We start from the raw sequence: 19,517 nt of genomic DNA, 5'->3' as shown, positions 1-19,517 counted from the left end.
GCGTGCCATGTTGGCGGCGCGCGGCGCTTTCCCTCTGACGCGCGGCCAGACCGCACGCAAGCCGCCGGCGCCGGTCCCCGCATCGGCCCGTGCGCCGCACCGGAATCGGGCGCAACGCGCACCGATGTTGTGCGGACGGCACCGTTCTGATCGCACGCGCGCCACGCCCCGGCCGCCACGCGTCTTCGCGTAAACCCACCCCCTTCATACAGCAGCGTGCAGCGTTGCCAGCACTTGGCACACGTTTTGCTTTTGACTCCTGTGCGACTGCTTTTTCTGAACGTTCTCGCCGGCCCGGCCGGCCTATTCCATCCAGGAGTCACCATGAAACGCAGACTAGCCCTTAAGCAACTGACCGCCGTGAGCCTGTTGGCCATGACCGGATGGATGCCGCAGGTTCACGCCGCCGAGGACACCATCAAGGTCGGCATCCTGCATTCGCTCTCGGGCACCATGGCCATCTCGGAAACGTCGCTCAAGGACGTGGCCCTGATGACCATCGACGAGATCAACGCCAACGGCGGCGTGATGGGCAAGAAGCTCGAAGCCGTGGTCGTCGACCCCGCGTCGAACTGGCCGCTGTTCGCCGAGAAGTCGCGCCAGCTCCTGTCGCAGGACAAGGTGGCCGTGGTCTTCGGCTGCTGGACCTCGGTATCGCGCAAGTCGGTGCTGCCGGTGTTCAAGGAACTGAACGGCCTGCTGTTCTACCCCGTGCAATACGAAGGCGAAGAGCTGGAGAAGAACGTGTTCTACACGGGCGCCGCGCCCAACCAGCAAGCCATTCCCGCCGTCGAATACCTGATGAGCGAAGACGGCGGCGGCGCCAAGCGCTTCGTGCTGCTGGGCACCGACTACGTCTACCCCCGCACCACCAACAAGATCCTGCGCGCCTTCCTGCATTCCAAGGGTGTGAAGGACAGCGACATCGACGAGGTCTACACCCCGTTCGGCCATTCCGACTACCAGACCATCGTCGCCAACATCAAGAAGTTCGCCACGGGCGGCAAGACCGCGGTCATCTCCACGATCAACGGCGACTCGAACGTGCCCTTCTACAAGGAACTGGGCAATGCGGGATTGAAGGCCACCGACGTGCCGGTCGTCGCGTTCTCGGTGGGCGAAGAGGAACTGCGCGGCGTGGACACCAAGCCGCTGGTCGGCCACCTGGCCGCCTGGAACTACTTCCAGTCCGTCAAGAACCCGGTCAACGACGCGTTCATTGCCAAGTGGAAGGCGTACGCCAAGGCCAAGAACCTGCCCAACGCCAACACGGTCGTGACGAACGATCCGATGGAAGCCACCTACATCGGCATTCACATGTGGAAGCAGGCCGTCGAACAGGCCAAGACGACCGATGTCGACAAGGTTATCGCGGCGATGGGCGGCCAGAAGTTCAACGCGCCCGACGGCTACACCATCGAGATGGACAAGACCAACCACCACCTGCACAAGCCCGTCTACATCGGTGAGATCAAGGCGGACGGCCAGTTCAGCGTGGTCTGGAAGAGCAAGGGCCCGATCCGTGCCCAGCCGTGGAGCCCGTACATCCCGGGCAACGAAGGCAAGCAAGGCCTGTAGTCTCAACATCAAGGAAAAGGCAGCCATGCGCATCGCGGCAATCGCACACTTCTTGCGTCGTTTCCTTCTGGCATGGCTGATCGCCGTGCCGGCGCTGGCCGCACCCGCGGCCGCCGCCGGCGTGGACCAGGCCCTGCTTGCGCCGCTGGCCGGCGACGACACCGACGCCAGGCTGCAAGCGATTGCCGCGCTGGGCCAACTGCCCGATCCGGGCGCCGCGGCGGTGCTGCAGGCGCTGGGTAGCGACCAGCTCTACGCCACCGCCGACGGCCGCGTGCTGATCGGCACGAGCGGCACGCGCGCCACCGATCCGTCCACGGGCGCGGCCGTGGACCTGCCTGCGGATGCGGGCACGATTTCCATCAACAACCGCCTTCGCCGCGCCATCGAAGCCGCGTTGGCGGGATCGCGTCTGTTCTCCGACGACGCCAACGAACGGCTCGCCGCGGCCCGGCGGCTGCAGCAGACGGGAGACCCCGCGCGCCTGCCCATGCTGGAAAAGGCGCTGGCGGCGGAAAAGAACGAGGCCGTGCGCGATGCGCTGCTGATCGCGCAGGCCAATCTGGAACTGAAAAGCGAAGACCCCGCAAAGCGCCGCCACGCCGTGCAAGTGCTGGGCGACACCCAGAACGCCGCGTTCCGGCCCACGCTGGCCGCCCTGACGCAGGAGCGCGACGGCACGTACGCGGAGCCCGACGCCGGCGTGCGCGAGGCGGCGGCCAACGCGGTCAAGCAGATCGACCGGCACCTGGCCACGATCGAATGGGCGGGCAATCTGTTTTACGGCGTCAGCCTGGGCAGCGTGCTGCTGCTGGCGGCGCTGGGTCTTGCCATCACCTTCGGCCTGATGGGCGTCATCAACATGGCGCACGGCGAGCTGCTGATGATTGGCGCCTACGTGACGTATGTGGTGCAGACGCTGTTTCGCGCGTGGCTGCCGGGCTGGCTGGACTGGTATGTGGTGGCCGCCCTGCCGCTCGCGTTCGTCGTGACGGCGCTGGTCGGCATGGCGCTGGAGCGCACCGTGATCCGCTGGCTGTATGGCCGCCCGCTGGAGACGCTGCTGGCCACCTGGGGCATCAGTCTGATGCTGATGCAGGGCGTGCGGTCGCTCTTCGGCGCGCAGAACGTCGAGGTCGGCAATCCCAGCTGGATGTCCGGCGGCGTGACCGTGCTGGGCGGGCTGGTGCTGACGTACAACCGGATCGTCATCATCGGCTTCGCATTCTTTGTGGTCTTTCTGGTGTGGGCACTCTTGAACCACACACGGCTGGGCCTCTTTGTGCGCGCCATCACGCAGAACCGGCGGATGGCCGACTGCGTGGGCGTGCCGACCGGCCGCATCGACATGCTGGCCTTCGGCCTGGGCTCGGGCATCGCCGGGCTGGCGGGCGTGGCGCTCTCGCAGCTTGGCAACGTGGGGCCCGACCTGGGCCGCGGCTACATCGTGGACTCGTTCATGGTGGTGGTGCTGGGCGGCGTGGGCCAGCTGGCCGGCACGGTCATCGCCGCGCTGGGCCTGGGCGGCGTGAATAAATTCCTGGAGCCTTACGCGGGAGCTGTCATGGCCAAGATCACCATCCTGGTGCTCATCGTGCTGTTCGTCCAAAAGCGGCCGCAAGGCCTGTTCGCCCCCAAGGGCCGGAGCGTCGAATGAAACAGACCGCGCTGACCGACCTGAACCTGCTTGCGCGCCGCCCGCTCTTCTCGGGCCGGGTGTGGGCCGCGCTGGCTGCGGGTGTTGTCCTGCTGGCCCTCCTTCCGCTGATGAATCTGTGGTTTCCGCCGGGCCATACGCTGCACGTGTCCGCCTATGCCGTGGCTTTGCTCGGCAAGTTCATGTGCTACGCCATGGCGGCGCTGGCGCTGGACCTGGTGTGGGGCTATGCGGGCATCCTGTCGCTGGGCCATGGCCTGTTCTTTGCGCTGGGCGGCTATGCGCACGGCATGTACCTGATGCGCGCCATCGGCCGCGACGGCGTCTACCAGAGCGACCTGCCCGACTTCATGGTGTTCCTGGACTGGAAGACCTACCCCTGGTATTGGTCCTTCACCGAGCACTTCTGGTACGCGATGCTGCTGGTGGTGCTGGTGCCCGGCGTGCTGGCGTTCGTGTTCGGCTACTTTGCGTTCCGTTCGCGCATCAAGGGCGTGTACTTCTCGATCATCACGCAGGCGCTGACCTTTGCCGCGATGCTGCTGTTCTTTCGCAACGACACGGGCTTTGGCGGCAACAACGGCTTTACCGACTTCAAGCGCATCCTGGGCTTTGACATCACCGCACCGGGCACGCGCGCCACGCTTTACTGGGTAACGCTTGCCGCGCTGGCCGGCGCGCTGATCCTGGCGCGCGCGGTCACGCAAAGCAAGCTGGGGCGCGTGCTGACCGCCGTGCGCGACGCCGAGAGCCGCGTGCGGTTCATCGGCTACGACCCGTTGGGCTTCAAGCTGTTCGTGTGGACGCTGTCGGCCGTGCTGTGCGGCATCGCGGGCGCGCTGTACGTGCCGCAGGTGGGCATCATCAACCCGGGCGAAATGTCCACCGAGAACTCCATTGAAATGGTGATCTGGGTGGCCACGGGCGGGCGCGGCACGCTGATCGGTCCCATCATCGGTGCGGGCGCCGTCAACGGACTGAAGACCTGGTTCACCAGCGTGCTGCCGGAATATTGGCTGTACGCGCTGGGCCTCATCTTCGTGCTGGTGACCCTGTTCCTGCCCACCGGCATCGTCGGTCTTGCCCGCCGCATCGCGGCCCGCATCCAGGAGAAGAAGGCATGACCACCACGCACACCGAATCGGCCATGCTGGACGGCGGCCCCAGCGGCGACGCCGGCTACGGCCGCGTCAGCCCCAAGGGCCTGGACACCAGCCACGGCGCGATCCTGTACCTGGAAGGCATCACGGTCAGCTTCGACGGGTTCAAGGCGCTGAACGACCTGACGCTGGACATCGGCGTGGGCGAGCTGCGCTGCATCATCGGCCCCAATGGCGCGGGCAAGACCACGATGATGGACGTGATCACCGGCAAGACCCGGCCCACGTCCGGCACGGCCTATTTTGGCCAGAGCATCGACCTGACCACGCTGAGCGAGGCGCAGATCGCGCACGCCGGCATCGGCCGTAAGTTCCAGCGCCCCACGGTGTTCGAGCAGCACACCGTCTTCGAGAACCTGGAGCTGGCCATGAAGACGGACAAGCGCGTGCGCCCCACCCTGTTCTCGCGGCTGACCAGCGAACAAGCCGACCGGATCGGCGAGACACTGGACCTGATCCGGCTGCGGCCGGAGGTCTGGCGCCCCGCGGGCCTGCTGTCGCACGGGCAGAAACAGTGGCTGGAGATCGGCATGCTGCTGATGCAGGAACCGCAGCTGTTGCTGCTGGACGAGCCCGTGGCGGGCATGACCGACGCCGAAACCGAACGCACCGGCGAACTCTTGAACGAACTGCGGGGCCGCCATTCCCTGATGGTGGTGGAACACGACATGGACTTCGTCAACCAGATCGCCGGCGACGGCAAGGTCACCGTGCTGCACGAAGGGTCCGTGCTGGCAGAGGGGCCGATGAGCCGCGTGCAGGCTGACCCGCGCGTGATCGAAGTCTATCTGGGGCGCTGAACATGCTGGACGTAAGCACGATCGACCAATACTACGGCGGCAGCCACACCCTGCGCGGCGTGTCGCTGTCGGTGCGCCAAGGCGAATGCCTGGCACTGCTGGGCCGCAATGGCGTGGGCAAGACGACACTGCTCAAGTGCGTGATGGGCGTGCTGCCCGTGGCGCGCGGCGGCATCGCGTTCGACGGCGCCGACATCACCCGCCTGGCGCCGCACCAGCGCGCCGCGCGCGGCATGGCGTATGTGCCGCAGGGCCGCGACATCTTTGCGCGGCTGACGGTGGAAGAGAACATCCTGATGGGCATGGCGACCAAGCCCGCGGCCCGGGCCCGCCGCATCAAGGAAGAAGTCTTCGAGCTGTTTCCCGTCTTGAAAAGCATGCTGTCGCGGCGCGGCGGCGACCTGTCGGGCGGACAACAGCAGCAGCTGGCCATCGCGCGGGCGCTGGTGGCCGAGCCCAAGCTCATCATCCTGGACGAGCCCACGGAAGGCATCCAGCCATCCATCATCAAGGACATCGCGCGCGTTATCCACATGCTGCGCCAGCGCGGCGACATCGCGATCCTGCTGTGCGAGCAGTATTTCGACTTCGCGCGCGAATTGGCCGATCAGTTCGTGGTGCTGTCGCGCGGCGAGGTGGTGGCCCGCGGCGGGCGCGATGCGATCGACGGCGAGGACGTGCGGCGGCATCTGTCGGTTTGAGGGGCGCCGCGGCGCTAATCGCTGGGCGCCGCGGATGGACTATGCTCCGGGTCTGCTGGCGCGCATTGGCATCGCGCATTGGCATTACGCAACACCCGAACAGGAGCTCTCATGTCCGACGTCACCATCTACCACAACCCCAAGTGCGGCACCTCGCGCAACACGCTGGGCCTGATCCGCAACGCAGGCATCGAGCCGCAGGTCGTGCTGTACCTGGAAACGCCGCCTTCCCGCGACACGCTCAAGGCGCTGTTCAAGCAGGCTGGCATCGGCGTGCGCGATGCCCTGCGCGAAAAGGGCACGCCGTATGCGGAACTGGGTCTGGACGACACGTCGCTGTCGGATGACGCGCTGCTCGATGCGGTCGAACAGCATCCCATTCTTTTGAACCGTCCGTTTGTGTCGACGCCGCTGGGCGCGAAGCTCTGCCGGCCTTGCGAAGGGGTGCTGGACATTCTTCCGTCCCCGCAGCAAGGCGCGTTTGCCAAGGAAAGCGGCGAGCCCGTCATCGACGCGCAAGGCAATCGCATCCAGAAGTAAAAACGGCCGCATCGAAGCGCTTTGCAAGGGAACTGACGGGTACGGTCATTACCATCGCGGCAACCGAATTATTACGCCGCGATGACGTGTCATGGATTTCCTGGAAAGCTTCAACCAGTCCCTTTTTCTTTTGATCAATGCCGATCCCGCCACGCCCGCGTGGCGGATCCACGCCGCCATGCTGGTGGCAAACCAGCTCATTCTGCTGGTGCCGGGCGTCATGGCCGCCGTGTGGCTGTGGGGCAGACAAGCCCAGCGCAGCCTGATGCTCAAGGCGCTGGCCAGCGTCGCCGTGGCCCTGGGACTCAGCTACCTGTGCGGCGCGCTATGGCCGCATCCGCGTCCCTTCGTGATCGGCCTGGGCCACGTCTTCTTCGCGCACAAGCCCACATCGTCGTTCCCCAGCAATCACACGATCATCATCGCCGCCTTTGCCTTCGCGCTGATCCTGGACCGGCGTTGGGCGGGATGGGGCTGGCTGGCGTTGGCGGGCGCCTTGCTGGTGGGGACGTCGCGCGTGTATCTGGGCGTGCATTTCCCGCTGGATATCGTGGGCGGATTGCTGCTGGCGCCCGTGGCTGCGGCCATCACGGTTCCAGTGTGGCGACGCGCGGGCGAGCCGCTGACGGCAGCGACGCAGGGGGTGTACCGCAAGGTGCTGGCCCTGCCGATCGCGCGCGGATGGATCCGGGCGTAACGGGGGCCGCGACGGCCGTCGCGGCCACCCTGCGCCTCAATTGATCGCGACCTTGGCTTCCTTGACCAGCTTCGCGTAATTGGTGGTGTCGGCGCCGATGCGCGCCTTCATCTCGGCGGGCGTGTCGCCGATCGGCACCGCGCCGATCTCGGCCATGCGCCGCGTGAAGTCCGGCGAACGGATGATCTTCACCATCTCGGCATTGAGCCGGTCCACCACGTCCTTGGGCGCCGCCGCGGGCGCCAGCACGCCGAACCACGTGCCCATGTTGAAGGGCTTCAGACCCGCCTCTTCCATTGTCGGCACGTCCGGCAGCGCGGCCGAACGCTGGTTGGTGGTCACGGCCAGCGCGCGCAGCTTGCCGCTCTGGATGTGCGCAAGCACCGGGGTGATGGTGTCGAACGACATGTCGATCTGGCCGCCCAGCAGGTCGGTCGTCAGCGGCCCGCTGCCCTTGTACGGCACATGCAACAGCTGCACGTTGCCCGCGCGCTCGAATTGCGCGCCGATCAGGTGCTGGCCCGTGCCCATGCCGTTGGACCCGTAGGTCAGCTTGCCGGGAGAGGCCTGCGCCAGCTTCAGCAGCGAAGCCACGTCCTTGGCCTGCAGTTTGGGATTGACGACCAGCACATTCGGCACGAGCGCCACGGTGGTGACCGGTGCGAAGTCCTTCTGGAAGTCGTAGTTCAGGTTCTTGTACACGCTGGTGGCGATGGTGTGATGCACCGCGCCCATCAGCAGCGTGTAGCCGTCCGGCGCGGCCTTGGCCACGTAGTCGGCGCCCAGCGTCGACCCCGCCCCCGGCTTGTTCTCCACCACCACCGGCTGACCCAGGCTTTTGGCCAGCTCCTGCCCCAGCGCGCGCGCCAGCACATCCGTCGTGCCGCCGGCCGGAAACGGCACGACGAGGTTCACCGGGCGCGTCGGATAAAACTGCGCCTGCGCGCCGCCCGCGAATGAAACGCCGATCAGGCAGGCGAACGCCAAGGCGCGCGCCGTCATCGCTTTCTTTTGCATGAGTTGTCTCCTGACTACGAATGAGCTTCGCTTGTTGTTGTGTTGGCCGCCGCAGGCGTCGGATCTGATGTCCTCGTACCTGCATCCGGAATCCCGCTACGCCGCCTTGGCCTGCGCCGATTCGGACAGCTTTTTGCATACTGCGTTGGTCACCTGCTCGGTCGTCGCGCGGCCGCCCAGGTCGCCGGTGTGCAGCGCGGGATCGGCGGTGACGCTTTCAATGGCCTGCATCAGCCGTGCAGCCGCTTCGGTTTCGCCCAGGTGCTCCAGCAGCATCACCACCGACCAGAAGGTTCCGACCGGATTGGCCAGGCCCTTGCCCATGATGTCGAAGGCCGAGCCGTGGATGGGTTCGAACATTGACGGATAGCGCCGCTCGGGATCGATGTTGCCGGTGGGCGCGATGCCCAGGCTGCCGGCCAGCGCCGCGGCCAGGTCGCTCAGGATGTCGGCGTGCAGGTTGGTGGCAACGATGGTGTCCAGCGACGCGGGGCGGTTGACCATGCGCGCGGTGGCGGCATCGACCAGTTCCTTGTCCCAGGTCACGTCCGGAAACTCGCGGCTGACCTGCACGGCGATCTCGTCCCACATCACCATGGCATGGCGCTGCGCGTTGGACTTGGTGACGACGGTCAACAGCTTGCGCGGCCGCGACTGCGCCAGCTTGAACGCAAAGCGCAGGATGCGCTCGACGCCGGCGCGGGTCATGATCGATACGTCGGTCGCGGCCTCGATAGGATGGCCCTGATGCACGCGGCCGCCCACGCCGGAGTATTCGCCTTCGGAGTTCTCGCGCACGATCACCCAGTTCAGCTGTTCGGGCGTGCAGCGCTTGAGCGGCGCGTCGATGCCCGGCAGGATGCGCGTGGGACGCACGTTGGCGTACTGGTCGAAGCCCTGGCAGATCTTCAGGCGCAGGCCCCACAGCGTGATGTGATCGGCGATGTCGGGGTCGCCCGCCGAACCGAACAGGATCGCGTCCTTGTCGCGCAGCGCGTCCAGCCCGTCGGCCGGCATCATGACGCCATGCTTGCGGTAATAGTCCCCGCCCCAGTCGAAATCCTGGAACTCGAAACGCAGCCCGCCCTGGGCCGCCAGTTCCTGCATGACGCGCTGCCCGGCGGGAATCACTTCCTTGCCGATGCCGTCGCCGGGGATGGTTGCAATGCGATAGGTCTTCATGGTGCCAGCGCTCCGTGCGGGGTGAATGCTGCTGGCACTTTACCGAGCGCGGCGCGTGGCGCACGCGCCCAGATTCACAACATTTTCAACCTGAAGTTGAAAGTGCCCGCACGGCCGCGGCCGACGGCTGCGCGCTGCGCCAGCCCGCCTCGTGCGCCAGCAGCCAGCGCTTGCGGGCCAGGCCGCCACCGTACCCGGTCAGCGCGGCGTTGGCGCCGATCACGCGGTGGCACGGAATCACGATGCCCACCGGATTGGCGCCATTGGCCAGCCCGACTGCGCGCACCGCCGTGGGCCGCGCGATCCGCGCCGCAAGCGTGCCGTAGCTGATGGTGCAGCCGCCGTCGATGCCGCGCAGCGCGTGCCAGACCTGCTGCTGGAACGGCGTGCCGCCAAAGGCGACCGGAAGCTCCGAGATGGCGTCCACATCGCCGTCGAAATACGCTTGCAACGCGCGGCTAGCCTGCGAGGGCTGCGCGGCGCTCTGCAGTTGCACCGCGCCCCGGCCATACTGGCGCTGCAACAGCAGGTGCATGCGGGATTCGTAGTCTTCCCAGTCCACGGCGCGCAGGTGGTCCTGCGCATCCGTCAGCACGAGCATCCGGCCGATGGGCGTGGACACGCGTTCGAGCAGAAAGGTGTGTACCGGCATGATGCCGCTCCGCAAAGGTGAGCAAGCCGCCAATATAGACCTGCCGCCGGCGCGTGCGCTGGCGGTTTTCGGACAGCTGTGTGACATTCACATCCCCGTCCGAAATCCGCTAGATCTTGTCCGCCCGGCGGCGTTAGCATCGCCTCATGAACCTGAACCACGATGCCTGCTACAGCGCCATCCAGGTGCGCGACGCCCGCTACGACGGCCGCTTCTTCACGGCCGTGAAAACCACGCGCATCTACTGCCGGCCGGTCTGTCCGGCGCGCACGCCCCTGTCCAAGAACGTCACGTTCTTCTCGACCGCCGCGGCCGCGCAAGAGGCAGGTTTCCACCCGTGCCTGCGCTGCCGTCCCGAAACGGCGCCCGAACTGGGCCCTGGCCACGAACTGCCGGCCAGCGTGACGCGCGCGCTGCAGCGCATCGAACTGGGCGCGCTGGACGAGGCCGGCGTCGACGTGCTCGCGCTGCGCCTGGGCATCGGCGAACGGCAGTTGCGCCGCCAATTCCGCCAGCATCTGGGGGCCTCGCCCGTCGCATTCGCACAGACGCGCCGCGTGCTGCTGGCCAAGCAGCTCATCCACGAAACGCAGCTTCCCATGGCCGAGATCGCGTTCGCCGCCGGTTTCGGCAGCATCCGCCGTTTCAACGAGGTGTTCCTGGACCTGTTCGGCCGCGCGCCCGGCGAATTGCGGCGTTCAGGCAAGCCGGAAGTGCCCGCGGGACGGGACGGAGAAATCAAGCTGTTGCTGCGTTATCGCCCGCCCTACGACTGGGAGGCCATGCTGGCCTTCCTGCGGGTGCGCGCCATCCCGGGGGTGGAATCCGTGACCGGCGACACCTATGCGCGCACCATCAGCCTGGACGGCGCGCAGGGCACGGTCACGGTCCGGCCGGGCGCCGGCGACGCACTGCACGTGACGGTGCGCTTTCCCCGCCTGCAATCGCTGCCCGCGATAATTGCGCGCCTGCGCCGCGTCTTTGATCTGGCCAGCGACCCCACGGCAATCGCCGCGCAGTTTGCCGCCGATCCGGTCATGACGGGGCTGATGCACGCGCGGCCGGGCTTGCGCGTGCCGGGCGCGTGGGACGGGTTTGAACTCGCCATGCGCGCTGTGCTGGGCCAACAGATCACGGTGGCCGCGGCCATCCGGCTGGCCGGCAAGCTGGTGGCGGCGCACGGCGCGCCGCTGACGCAACCGGACGGTGCGCTGACCCATGTGTTCCCCGAGCCCGCAACAGTGGCCGCCGCCGAGCTGGCATCGCTGGGCATGCCGCGCAGCCGCGCGGCGACGTTGTCGGCGGTGGCCGCAGCCGCCGTCGCGGACCCGCATCTCTTTGACGCCGCCGTCGATCTGGAAGACGCGGTGCGGCGGCTGCGCACTATACGCGGCGTGGGGGACTGGACGGCGCAGTACATCGCGCTACGGCAACTGCGCGAACCGGATGCGTTTCCGCATGCGGACATCGGCCTGATCCGCGCGCTGGAAAAGCTGGAGTCCCGGCCCTACACGCCCGCACAGCTGCTGGCGCGGTCCGAGGCCTGGCGGCCATGGCGCGCCTATGCGGCGCAGCACCTTTGGACGGCCTGACTACGGCATGGGCGGCCGGCCTTCACCAACGACCCTCCGAGTCTTCGCCAAAATACGCCACCAGAAAGTCCACAAACACGCGCACCTTCGCGGACAGGTGATGGCGTTCGGGGAACACCGCGTAGATGTCCGCCTGCGGCAGCGCATAGTCTTCCAGCACCTGCACCAGCCGGCCGCTGCGCAGGTAGCGGGCCAGGTCCCATTCGGCGCGTTGCAGGATGCCCAGGCCCGCCAGCCCCCAGGTCAGCGTGACCTCGCCGTCGTTGCTGCTGAGATTGCCGCGCACCTTCACGGTTTCGCTGCGCCGGCCGCGGGTGAACCGCCACAGGCCATAGGCCGCCTCGTTCTGGCGCAGCACGATGCATTGATGCCGCGCCAGGTCGTGCGGCGTGGCCGGCGTGCCGTGCTTTTTCAGGTAGCCGGGCGACGCGCAGACCAGGCGGCGGTTGGGCGCGATCTTGCGGGCGATCAGGCTGGTGTCGGGTAGATCGCCGAAGCGCACGGCAACGTCGAAGGCCTCGCGCACGAAGTCGGCGGGCCGGTCGGTCAGCTGCAATTGCAGCGAGACTTCGGGGTATTTCTGCGCGAATTCCGCGATGGCGGGCGCGATGTAACTGCGCCCGAAACCGAGCGGCGCATTGACCTTGAGCAGCCCGCGTGGCGCGGCCTGCCGGCTGGCGATGAGCGCATCCAGATCGTCGATTTCGCCCAGGATGCGGCGGGCGTTTTCCAGGTAGACCTCGCCCTCGGCGGTAAGGCTCAGGCGCCGCGTGCTGCGGTTGAACAGCCGCACGCCCAGCCGCGCCTCGATCTGCGCGAGGCGCTTGCTGACCGCGGCGGGCGTGACGTCAAGCTCGCGCGCCGCGGCCGACATGCCGCCCGCGCGCGCAAGTTCCACGACAAGAAGCAGCTCGCCGGAATGGCCCATCGGTGTGGACCGGCCGCTCAGTCGCGGAAGTTCTCGAACTGCAGCGGCAGGTCGACGTCGGTCTTTTTCAGCAGCGCGATGGCGGTCTGCAGGTCGTCACGCTTCTTGCCGGAGATGCGCAGCTTGTCGCCGTTGATCTGCGATTCGACCTTGAGCTTGGCGTTCTTGATGGCGGCAATGAGCTTCTTGGCCACGGGCTGCTCGATACCCTGCTTGATCGTGACCTTCTGGCGGGCGCCGCCCAGGTTTTCGAGCGGGTCGGCCACATCCAGGCAGCGCACGTCGATGCCGCGGGCAGACAGGCGGCCGCGCAGGATGTCCAGCATCTGCTTGAGCTGGAACGCGCTGGACGCGACCTGGGTCACGACGAAGCCTTCGAGTTCGAACTTGGCGTCCGTGCCCTTGAAATCGAAGCGCGTGGCCAGTTCGCGGTTGGCCTGGTCGACGGCGTTGGCCAGTTCGTGTTTGTCGACTTCGGAGACGACGTCAAAAGTAGGCATGACACGGGATCCTGTGAAAATTGGCGGAAAAATGCAATGCCCGCCATTTTACCGGCCTCGCGCGCGGCGTCACGCCGTCATGCCATCACCACCAGCAGGCGCTCGGGTTGCAAGGGATGCGGCATGACGTGGGCGTCGATGCCGTAGGCCAGGAACAGGTTCCGCGGGGTCAGCACCTGCGCCGGCGTGCCCGCCGCAATGGCGCGGCCGCCGCACAGCAGCAACAGGCGGTCGCACCAGCGCGCCGCCAGATTCATGTCGTGCAGGATCACCAGTACCCCTGTATCGCCGGCGTGGGCCAGGCCTGCCGCCACGCGCAGGAGATCCCCCTGGTGCTTGGGGTCCAGGCTGGCGGTGGGTTCGTCCAGCAGCAGATAGCGCGGTTCGCCCTGCCCGCGCGCCGCCTTGCACTGCACCAGCACCCGGGCGAATTGCACGCGCTGCTGCTCGCCGCCGGACAGCTCGGGGTAACGGCGCGCGCGCAGATGCGCCACGTCGGCCCAGCCCAGCGCCTGCTCCACCAGCGCGTCCACCTGGGCGGGCGATAGCTCCGGAAACGGATAGGCGCCCATCCCCACCACCTCGCGCACGGCCAGATCGAAACTGAGCCCTGGTTTTTGCGGCAGCACCGCGCGCAAGCGGGCCTGCTGGCGGTGCGCCAGCCGCCGCACGTCGGCATCGCCCAGCCGGACCCTGCCCGAATCGGGCGCCAGTTCGGACGACATTGCCCCCAGCAGCGTCGACTTGCCCGCGCCGTTGGCGCCCAGCAGGCCCACCACTTCGCCCGGCCGCACCGCCAGCGACACCTTGTCCAGGATGCGGCTGCCCCCGCGCGTCAACACCAACTCATCGGCCGCGAGCATCATCCATGCCTCCGGCCGCGCGCCAGCAGCCACAAGAAAAAGGGGCCGCCCACCAGGCTAGTCACCAGCCCGATCGGCAGTTCGGCCGGCACGACGGCCACGCGCGCCAGCCAATCAGCCAGCGTCAGCGCCAGCGCGCCGCCCAGCACGCACGCGGGCAGCAGCCAGCGGTGGTTGGCGCCCAAGGTCATGCGCACCAGATGCGGCACGACCAGGCCCACGAAGCCGATGCCGCCGGTGGCGGCGACCAGCGGGCCCACGATCAGCGCGCAGGCCAGCACCAGTTGTGCCCTGACCCGCTTGAGCGCATAACCCAGATGCTGCGCTTCACGCTCGCCCAGCAGCAACGCGTTCATCACCCGCCACTGGCGCATCAGCCACCAGGACATCGCCAGCACCCACGGCCCAAGAAAAGCCAGCAGCGTCCAGTTGGCGCCGGCCAGGCTGCCCATGGTCCAGAACGTGAGGTCGCGCAGTTGCGCATCGTTGGCCACGAACGTGAACAGGCCAATCATCGCGCCCGCCACCGCGTTGATGGCGATGCCCGCCAGCAGCAGTCCCGCCATGCCGGGCACGCGCCGACCCAGCGTGTACGCGCAGAAGGTGGCGAGCAGACTGCCCGCAAAGGCCGCCGGCGCCAGCACCCAGAAGCCGCCCGCGGTCAGCACGATGGCGGCCACCGCGCCCAGCGAGCCGCCCGCCGAAATGCCGATGAGGCCGGGCTCGGCCAGCGGATTGCGAAAAAGCGCCTGCATCGCCGCGCCCGATATGGCCAGCGCCGCGCCCGCCACCATGGCAAACAGCACCCGCGGCAGCCGGATGTCGATCAAGACATTGCGCCACAGCGCATCGTCCGGCGCGGGATTGCCAAACAGCAGCGCGGGCATGTCGCGCAGCGGAATCTGCACTGCGCCGCTGGCGCTGGCGGCCAGTGCCACCCCCACCAGCACGGCGCCCAGCACGGCCAGCGCCATCGGTGCCGAAACGCGCCTTGCGCTAGCGCCCCATGACACCGGCCGCCTCCCGCTTGAGTTCGGTCAGCGCCAGCGGCAGGCGCGGGCCCATGCCCAAGAGGAGCAGATCGTCCATGACAATGACGCGCTTGCGCGCCGCGGCGGGCGTGGAAGCCAGGCCGGGCAGCGCCAGCAGCTTATCCACACCGCCGGACGCTTCCAGCGACGTCCGCGTCACCACGATGATCTCCGGCGCCAGCGCGCTGACGGCCTCGGCAGAAAGGGGCTTGTAGCCGTGCTGGTCCTTGAGCACATTGGCCAGGCCCGCCATCGTCATGACCTCGTTGGCCGCCGTGCCGCCCCCGGCGCCTTGCAGCGTGCCCGTGCGGTTGATGACCAGGATCGCGCGGGCGCCGGTGGCCGGAATCGCCTCGACCGCCTTCAGGTCGCGCGTGATCTCGGTCACCAGCGCGTCGCCGGCCGGGGCCACGTCCAGCGCCTCGGCGATGTTGCGGATGCGAGCCTTCAGCGAGTCCACAGACGGCGCGTCCGGCACCGTGACGATGCGCACGCCGACGTCGCCCAAACGCTTGAGCGCATCGGGCGGGCCGGCCTGCTCGGACGCCAGGACCAGATCCGGCTTGAGCGCCAGCACGCCCTCCACCGGCACCGCGCGGTAATAGCCGACGCGCGGCAGCTTGGTCGCGGCCTCGGGGTACAGGCTGGACAGATCGTCCCCCACCAGCTTGCCGCCCTGCCCGAGCTGATACACGATCTCGGTCACACTGCCGCCCAGCGTCACCACCCGCGTCGCCACCCGTTCGGGCGGCGACGCGTGCGCGCCCGCCGCCAGTAACCAGGCCGCCACTGCCAACCATTTCTTCATCGCTTTCGCTTCCTTATGCGCTCGGGGCTCAAGCGGCCAGCGGCGCGCTGCACAGGCCGACCATCATTTCGCGCCATTGCGGGATTTCCGGCTGGCCGGGCTTGCGTTCGCCAAAGAACTGCACGATCAGGTCGCCCGTGCTGGCATACACCTCGAGCGAGGTGACCCAACCGTCCGTCGTGGGCTTGTTGACCACCCACGCCGAGGCGATCGCGGTGGTGTCCAGGTGCAGGTTGAACTTGGGATCCAGCACGTTGAACCACGGCCCCGTGCGGCGCAGCGACTGCACCGGTCCGGAATGAATCTGGATCATGCCGCGGTTGCCGACGAAGCACATGATGCGCAGGCCCGATTCCGAGGCGGCCTGCAGCATGCGCTCGACGGCGTCGGCCGGCACCGGCTGCGCCAGGTCTTCACCCGCGGCCGACAGCGCCGCCAGGCGCGACACCTTGAACTTGCGCAGGAGCGGGAAGAACTCGTGCGTGTCCTTCATGGCCAGCCAGGCCTCGCGCCACGCTTGCGCGTCCTCGACCTGCGCGGCGTCCGAAGACGGCGCGTAGGCTTGCGTGACGGGCCACTGCGCCTGGCCCGCAAATCGCGCAACCAGCGCGTCCCACGCGGCGGCATCCGTGCCGTCGGTACGGTAGACCTTGTGCACCGCCACGCCCGCGCCGTCGAAGAACTGCAGGCTGCGGCGGCCATCCTGCTCGACCGACCAGGCCGACTTCCAGGCGGTAAAGAAAACGCGCAGGTCGATGTCCGGCCCCAGCACCAGGCCTACCGGACCGTCGGCCTGGATGTCCTCATACCGGCCGTGGCGCTCGTGCACACACCAGTCGTTGCGCGTCAGCGCCATGACCTCGCCCAGCGTGCCCAGCTCGCGGAAGATCTCCTGCGGCGTGCCAATGAGCGCCGTCGCCTGTACCCCGCCACAGCCCGCGGCCACCCATTCGGCCTCGGACACGCCCAGGGCTTGCGCCAGATTGCGGGCGCGCAGCCCGGGTTGCGAGGCGGCGAGCGCCTCGTTGCGAGCGCGCAGTGCTTGCGCGCGGGTGGTGAAATCGGTAGTCGTCATCGTAGGCCCTCCGGCCAGTGCAAAACACATTGCTGAAAACCGCCGCCGGGTCCGGTCAACGCCGAATGGCGGCGGACCGAGCTCAATATTGATACGTCAGCGAGACGCGCACGCTGCGTCCCGGTTCCGTGTACCAGTCCACCGGGCGCGGAATCGCGGTGGCGCCAGCGGTCGGCACGTTGATGGCCTCCCAGTACTTCTTGTCGAACAGGTTGAAAACGCCCGCCTGCACCTGCAAGCCCTTCACCGCGGCCGGACGCCAGTAGCCCATCAGGTCGACCACGCCGTAGCCCGGCGCCTTGAAGTCGGGATTGGGCGCGTCGGCCGACGCCTCGGGGTACTCGACCTTGTTGCGCTGCATCGCCGTGGTCAGCATGGCGTCCACGCCCCACACGTCGCGGCCATACCCCAAGCCCAGCACCGCCTTCAGCGGCGCCACGGAATTCAGGTACTGCCCCGTGCCCTCGTCCTTGCCCACTGCCCACGCCAGCGAACCCCACGTGCGCCAGCCCGGCGCGAACTTCCAGTGCGCGCTTGCCTCGGCGCCGTAGATGCGGACCTTGGCGCGGTTGACGTTGCCCGTCACGCCCAGCGGATACTGCCCTGCCCAACCCGGCTGCCACTGCGGCGAACTGGCGTTCAGCGGCACATCGCCATCGATAAAGTTCCGATAGCGATTATCAAAGAACGATACTGCACCGCCCAGGTCGTCGGACCCCATCTTGGCGCCCAGTTCCCAGCCCTTGCTGGTCTCCGGTTTCAGGTACGGATTGCCCACGCGCAGATAGGTGCCCGGGCCGCCATAGTTGGTGTAGAGCTGCGTGGCGCTGGGCGCCTTGAAGCCGTAGGCGTACTGCGCATAGAGGCTGAGCTGCTCGGCCGCCCGCCACGTGCCCAGCAGCTTGGGTGAGAAGCGGCTGCCGCTGTTGCTGGGCGGCAGCGCGCCCGCGTTGGGATTGCTTTCGTAGCCGGCCGTGGACTGCGGCCGTTGCTCGTAGTGGTCGTAGCGCAAGGCGGGGGCCAGCGTGTAGCGCCCGTCGGCAAAGCTGAACTCGTCCTGCACCCACAGCGCCCACTGGTCGCCCTTGGACTGCGGCACGTCGGCCTGGTTGGTGTGCAGCATGTCGCACGCACGCGGACCGAACGGCGCGGGTGTGCCCGGACGGATCACCGGGCAATTGTCATAGCCGCTGGAGTTCTGCTCGGTCTTGTTGCCGTACCACTCGCCGCCGAACGACCACAGTTGCGACACCGACGCGCCCGCGATGCGCTTGGTCAATTCCGTGCTGGCGCCAAAGAGCGTCTGCTGGATCGAGTTGCTGCGGCCATACGGCCCGTTGGGAAAGCCGTAGCGGAACGGATCGCCCGGAATAATGCGAGCACGCGCGTCGACGCCGCGGATGCCGGTGAGCGAGTTGTCCAGGCGCACGCGCTGCCAGTACACGACGGCGTGGGCCGTGTCGATGAGGCCGCCCGAGTCCGGCGCCGTGTACGTGTAGTCGAACGACACCCGCTCGCGCTCGGTTTCCTTGCGCGTGCTGTTTTCGCCGATGAGGTAGCTGGTGCCGGGGCCTTGCTCCCACATGTTATCGATGTCGGCATTGCGCTTGAAGTATTCGCCCGTCAGGCCGAACAGATGCGCGCCGTCCACGCGCTGCTGCAGCTTCAGAAGGAAGCTGCGCTGGTCGTAGTCTTCTGGGCTGGGCTCGCTGCGGGTGGCGCCGTAGCCGCCGACGTCGCCCCGGTTGTCCAGCTCGTGACCGTTGCGCACACCCGCCTGCACCAGCCAGAACGTGTTGCTGTGGATCTGCCCGGCCAGCGCGGCGTTGGCGCCCCAGCTGTTGTCCGCGGAGTCGAAGTCGGTCTTGGCCAGCGCGCCGAAGGTCTTGCCGCCGCTCAGCAAGTCCGCGGGGTTCAGCGTGTGCAGGTCGGCGATGCCCGAGATGGCGCCGGAGCCGCCGCCGGTCGCGTCCGCGCCGCGCACGATGTCCAGGCGCGACAGGCTGTTGAAGTCCACGGCCTCCAGGCCGCCTTTCACGCCGCGCGCGCCGTCGTCCAGCCACGGCAGGCGGATGCCGTCCACGCGGGTCAGCACGCGGTCCTGGTCGAGGCCGCGGATATTGATGCTATTGGTCGTGCGATTGAAGTTCACGCCCGGTTCGGCGCGCCGGCCCAGGTCGGTCCAGTTCCGGATCTGCAGATCGTCCATGCGGCGGCGGTCGGTGCTGGTGTCCCAGGCCGGCGTGACGACGGCGGCCTCGCCGTCGATCCGCACCGGCGCAAGCTGCGTCACGCCGCCCTGCGGCAGGGCTTGCAACACGAAGACGCCCGCGCTGCGTTCCTGCACGCCCAGTCCGCTGCCGGCCAGCAGACGCGAGAACCCCTCATGCACGGAATAGGCCCCCTGCAATCCCGCAGTGCGCCGTTGCCCCACCAGCGCCGCGTCGAACAGCACGGTCACGCCGGCGCTGTCCGCAAAGCGCGGCAACGCATCCGCCAGCGCCCCGGCCGGGATGCTGTAGCCGCGCATGCCGGCCTGCGCCGCCGCGGCCCCCTGCGCCTGCGCGGCGGACATCGGCAGCATCGCGGCGGATGCCGCGCACAAGGCCAGCGCCGCGTGCACGGCGGCGGCCAGACGGGTCAGCCGGCATTGCGCGCCTCGGGCTGATCGGGAGCCGCTTGCGCGGCCGGCGGGGTAGTAAGCCATGGTCGTCCTTTCGATCCAACAGGTATCGG

18 protein-coding genes are annotated in these 19,517 nt (G+C 67.8%); 8 read left to right on the top strand and 10 right to left on the bottom strand.

What is annotated here, in order from left to right:
- Window positions 1–324 precede the first annotated feature (324 nt).
- From urtA to FBY20_RS17530, 7 genes are all read left to right on the top strand, one after another.
- The gene (urtA, locus tag FBY20_RS17560; RefSeq protein ID WP_063952076.1) at window positions 325–1,578 is read left to right on the top strand and encodes an urea ABC transporter substrate-binding protein; all 1,254 of its coding nucleotides are present in this window, start codon (window positions 325–327) and stop codon (window positions 1,576–1,578) included.
- A 25-nt stretch (window positions 1,579–1,603) separates the two neighbouring features.
- A complete protein-coding gene (urtB, locus tag FBY20_RS17555) occupies window positions 1,604–3,235 on the top strand; it encodes an urea ABC transporter permease subunit UrtB (protein ID WP_142053710.1) in 1,632 nt (543 codons plus the stop codon).
- On the top strand, window positions 3,232–4,359 hold the full coding sequence (gene urtC, locus FBY20_RS17550; RefSeq protein WP_062838709.1) for an urea ABC transporter permease subunit UrtC: 1,128 nt from the start codon (window positions 3,232–3,234) through the stop codon (window positions 4,357–4,359). The genes urtB and urtC overlap by 4 nt, the downstream gene beginning before the upstream one ends.
- A complete protein-coding gene (urtD, locus tag FBY20_RS17545) occupies window positions 4,356–5,195 on the top strand; it encodes an urea ABC transporter ATP-binding protein UrtD (RefSeq protein ID WP_062838708.1) in 840 nt (279 codons plus the stop codon). Before urtC ends, urtD begins: the two co-directional genes overlap by 4 nt.
- Window positions 5,196–5,197: 2 nt before the next feature.
- A complete protein-coding gene (gene urtE / locus FBY20_RS17540) occupies window positions 5,198–5,896 on the top strand; it encodes an urea ABC transporter ATP-binding subunit UrtE (protein WP_056326447.1) in 699 nt (232 codons plus the stop codon).
- Window positions 5,897–6,007: 111 nt separating this feature from the next.
- Complete coding sequence (arsC, locus tag FBY20_RS17535) at window positions 6,008–6,436, top strand: arsenate reductase (glutaredoxin) (RefSeq protein WP_142053708.1); 429 nt, start codon at window positions 6,008–6,010, stop codon at window positions 6,434–6,436.
- A gap of 91 nt (window positions 6,437–6,527) precedes the next feature.
- Window positions 6,528–7,133 (top strand): phosphatase PAP2 family protein, encoded by a 606-nt coding sequence (locus tag FBY20_RS17530; protein ID WP_142053706.1) that lies wholly within the window; start codon window positions 6,528–6,530, stop codon window positions 7,131–7,133.
- Window positions 7,134–7,169: 36 nt separating this feature from the next.
- Here FBY20_RS17530 and FBY20_RS17525 read toward each other — a convergent pair whose 3' ends face one another.
- From FBY20_RS17525 to FBY20_RS17515, 3 genes are all read right to left on the bottom strand, one after another.
- Window positions 7,170–8,150 carry a tripartite tricarboxylate transporter substrate binding protein gene (locus FBY20_RS17525; RefSeq protein WP_142053704.1) on the bottom strand — a complete coding sequence of 327 codons (981 nt, stop codon included), beginning with the start codon at window positions 8,148–8,150 and terminating at the stop codon, window positions 7,170–7,172.
- A gap of 96 nt (window positions 8,151–8,246) precedes the next feature.
- Entirely contained in the window at window positions 8,247–9,332 is a 1,086-nt protein-coding gene (locus tag FBY20_RS17520) for a tartrate dehydrogenase (RefSeq protein ID WP_056326436.1), read from the bottom strand.
- Between the two features lie 85 nt (window positions 9,333–9,417).
- Complete coding sequence (locus tag FBY20_RS17515; RefSeq protein WP_174245423.1) at window positions 9,418–9,984, bottom strand: methylated-DNA--[protein]-cysteine S-methyltransferase; 567 nt, start codon at window positions 9,982–9,984, stop codon at window positions 9,418–9,420.
- A 146-nt stretch (window positions 9,985–10,130) separates the two neighbouring features.
- Here FBY20_RS17515 and FBY20_RS17510 point away from each other — a divergent pair, with 146 nt between their 5' ends.
- Entirely contained in the window at window positions 10,131–11,576 is a 1,446-nt protein-coding gene (locus FBY20_RS17510) for an AlkA N-terminal domain-containing protein (RefSeq protein WP_142053703.1), read from the top strand.
- A 22-nt stretch (window positions 11,577–11,598) separates the two neighbouring features.
- Here FBY20_RS17510 and FBY20_RS17505 read toward each other — a convergent pair whose 3' ends face one another.
- The 7 genes from FBY20_RS17505 to FBY20_RS17475 all read right to left on the bottom strand — a co-directional run bounded on the left by FBY20_RS17505 (window position 11,599) and on the right by FBY20_RS17475 (window position 19,488).
- Window positions 11,599–12,504, bottom strand: a complete 906-nt coding sequence (locus FBY20_RS17505; RefSeq protein ID WP_142053701.1) for a LysR family transcriptional regulator — start codon at window positions 12,502–12,504, stop codon at window positions 11,599–11,601.
- Between the two features lie 17 nt (window positions 12,505–12,521).
- The gene (locus FBY20_RS17500) at window positions 12,522–13,004 is read right to left on the bottom strand and encodes a YajQ family cyclic di-GMP-binding protein (RefSeq protein ID WP_056326426.1); all 483 of its coding nucleotides are present in this window, start codon (window positions 13,002–13,004) and stop codon (window positions 12,522–12,524) included.
- A gap of 77 nt (window positions 13,005–13,081) precedes the next feature.
- The gene (locus FBY20_RS17495) at window positions 13,082–13,870 is read right to left on the bottom strand and encodes a heme ABC transporter ATP-binding protein (protein ID WP_056326423.1); all 789 of its coding nucleotides are present in this window, start codon (window positions 13,868–13,870) and stop codon (window positions 13,082–13,084) included.
- Window positions 13,867–14,841 (bottom strand): iron ABC transporter permease, encoded by a 975-nt coding sequence (locus FBY20_RS17490; RefSeq protein ID WP_056326421.1) that lies wholly within the window; start codon window positions 14,839–14,841, stop codon window positions 13,867–13,869. Before FBY20_RS17490 ends, FBY20_RS17495 begins: the two co-directional genes overlap by 4 nt.
- 22 nt (window positions 14,842–14,863) lie before the next feature.
- Window positions 14,864–15,706, bottom strand: coding sequence for a hemin ABC transporter substrate-binding protein (locus tag FBY20_RS17485; protein WP_142053699.1), 843 nt, complete (start codon window positions 15,704–15,706; stop codon window positions 14,864–14,866).
- 28 nt (window positions 15,707–15,734) lie between these two features.
- A complete protein-coding gene (locus FBY20_RS17480) occupies window positions 15,735–16,781 on the bottom strand; it encodes a hemin-degrading factor (RefSeq protein WP_142053697.1) in 1,047 nt (348 codons plus the stop codon).
- Between the two features lie 82 nt (window positions 16,782–16,863).
- Window positions 16,864–19,488: a TonB-dependent receptor gene (locus FBY20_RS17475; protein ID WP_142053695.1), complete on the bottom strand. Its 2,625-nt coding sequence runs from the start codon at window positions 19,486–19,488 to the stop codon at window positions 16,864–16,866.
- Between the last annotated feature and the right edge of the window lie 29 nt (window positions 19,489–19,517).

This window comes from Achromobacter sp. SLBN-14 (assembly GCF_006715415.1).
Taxonomy (GTDB): Bacteria; Pseudomonadota; Gammaproteobacteria; order Burkholderiales; family Burkholderiaceae_B; genus Achromobacter; species Achromobacter mucicolens.
The sequence above is the reverse complement of the archived record's forward strand: the minus strand, read 5'-3'. Positions and strand labels throughout refer to the sequence as shown.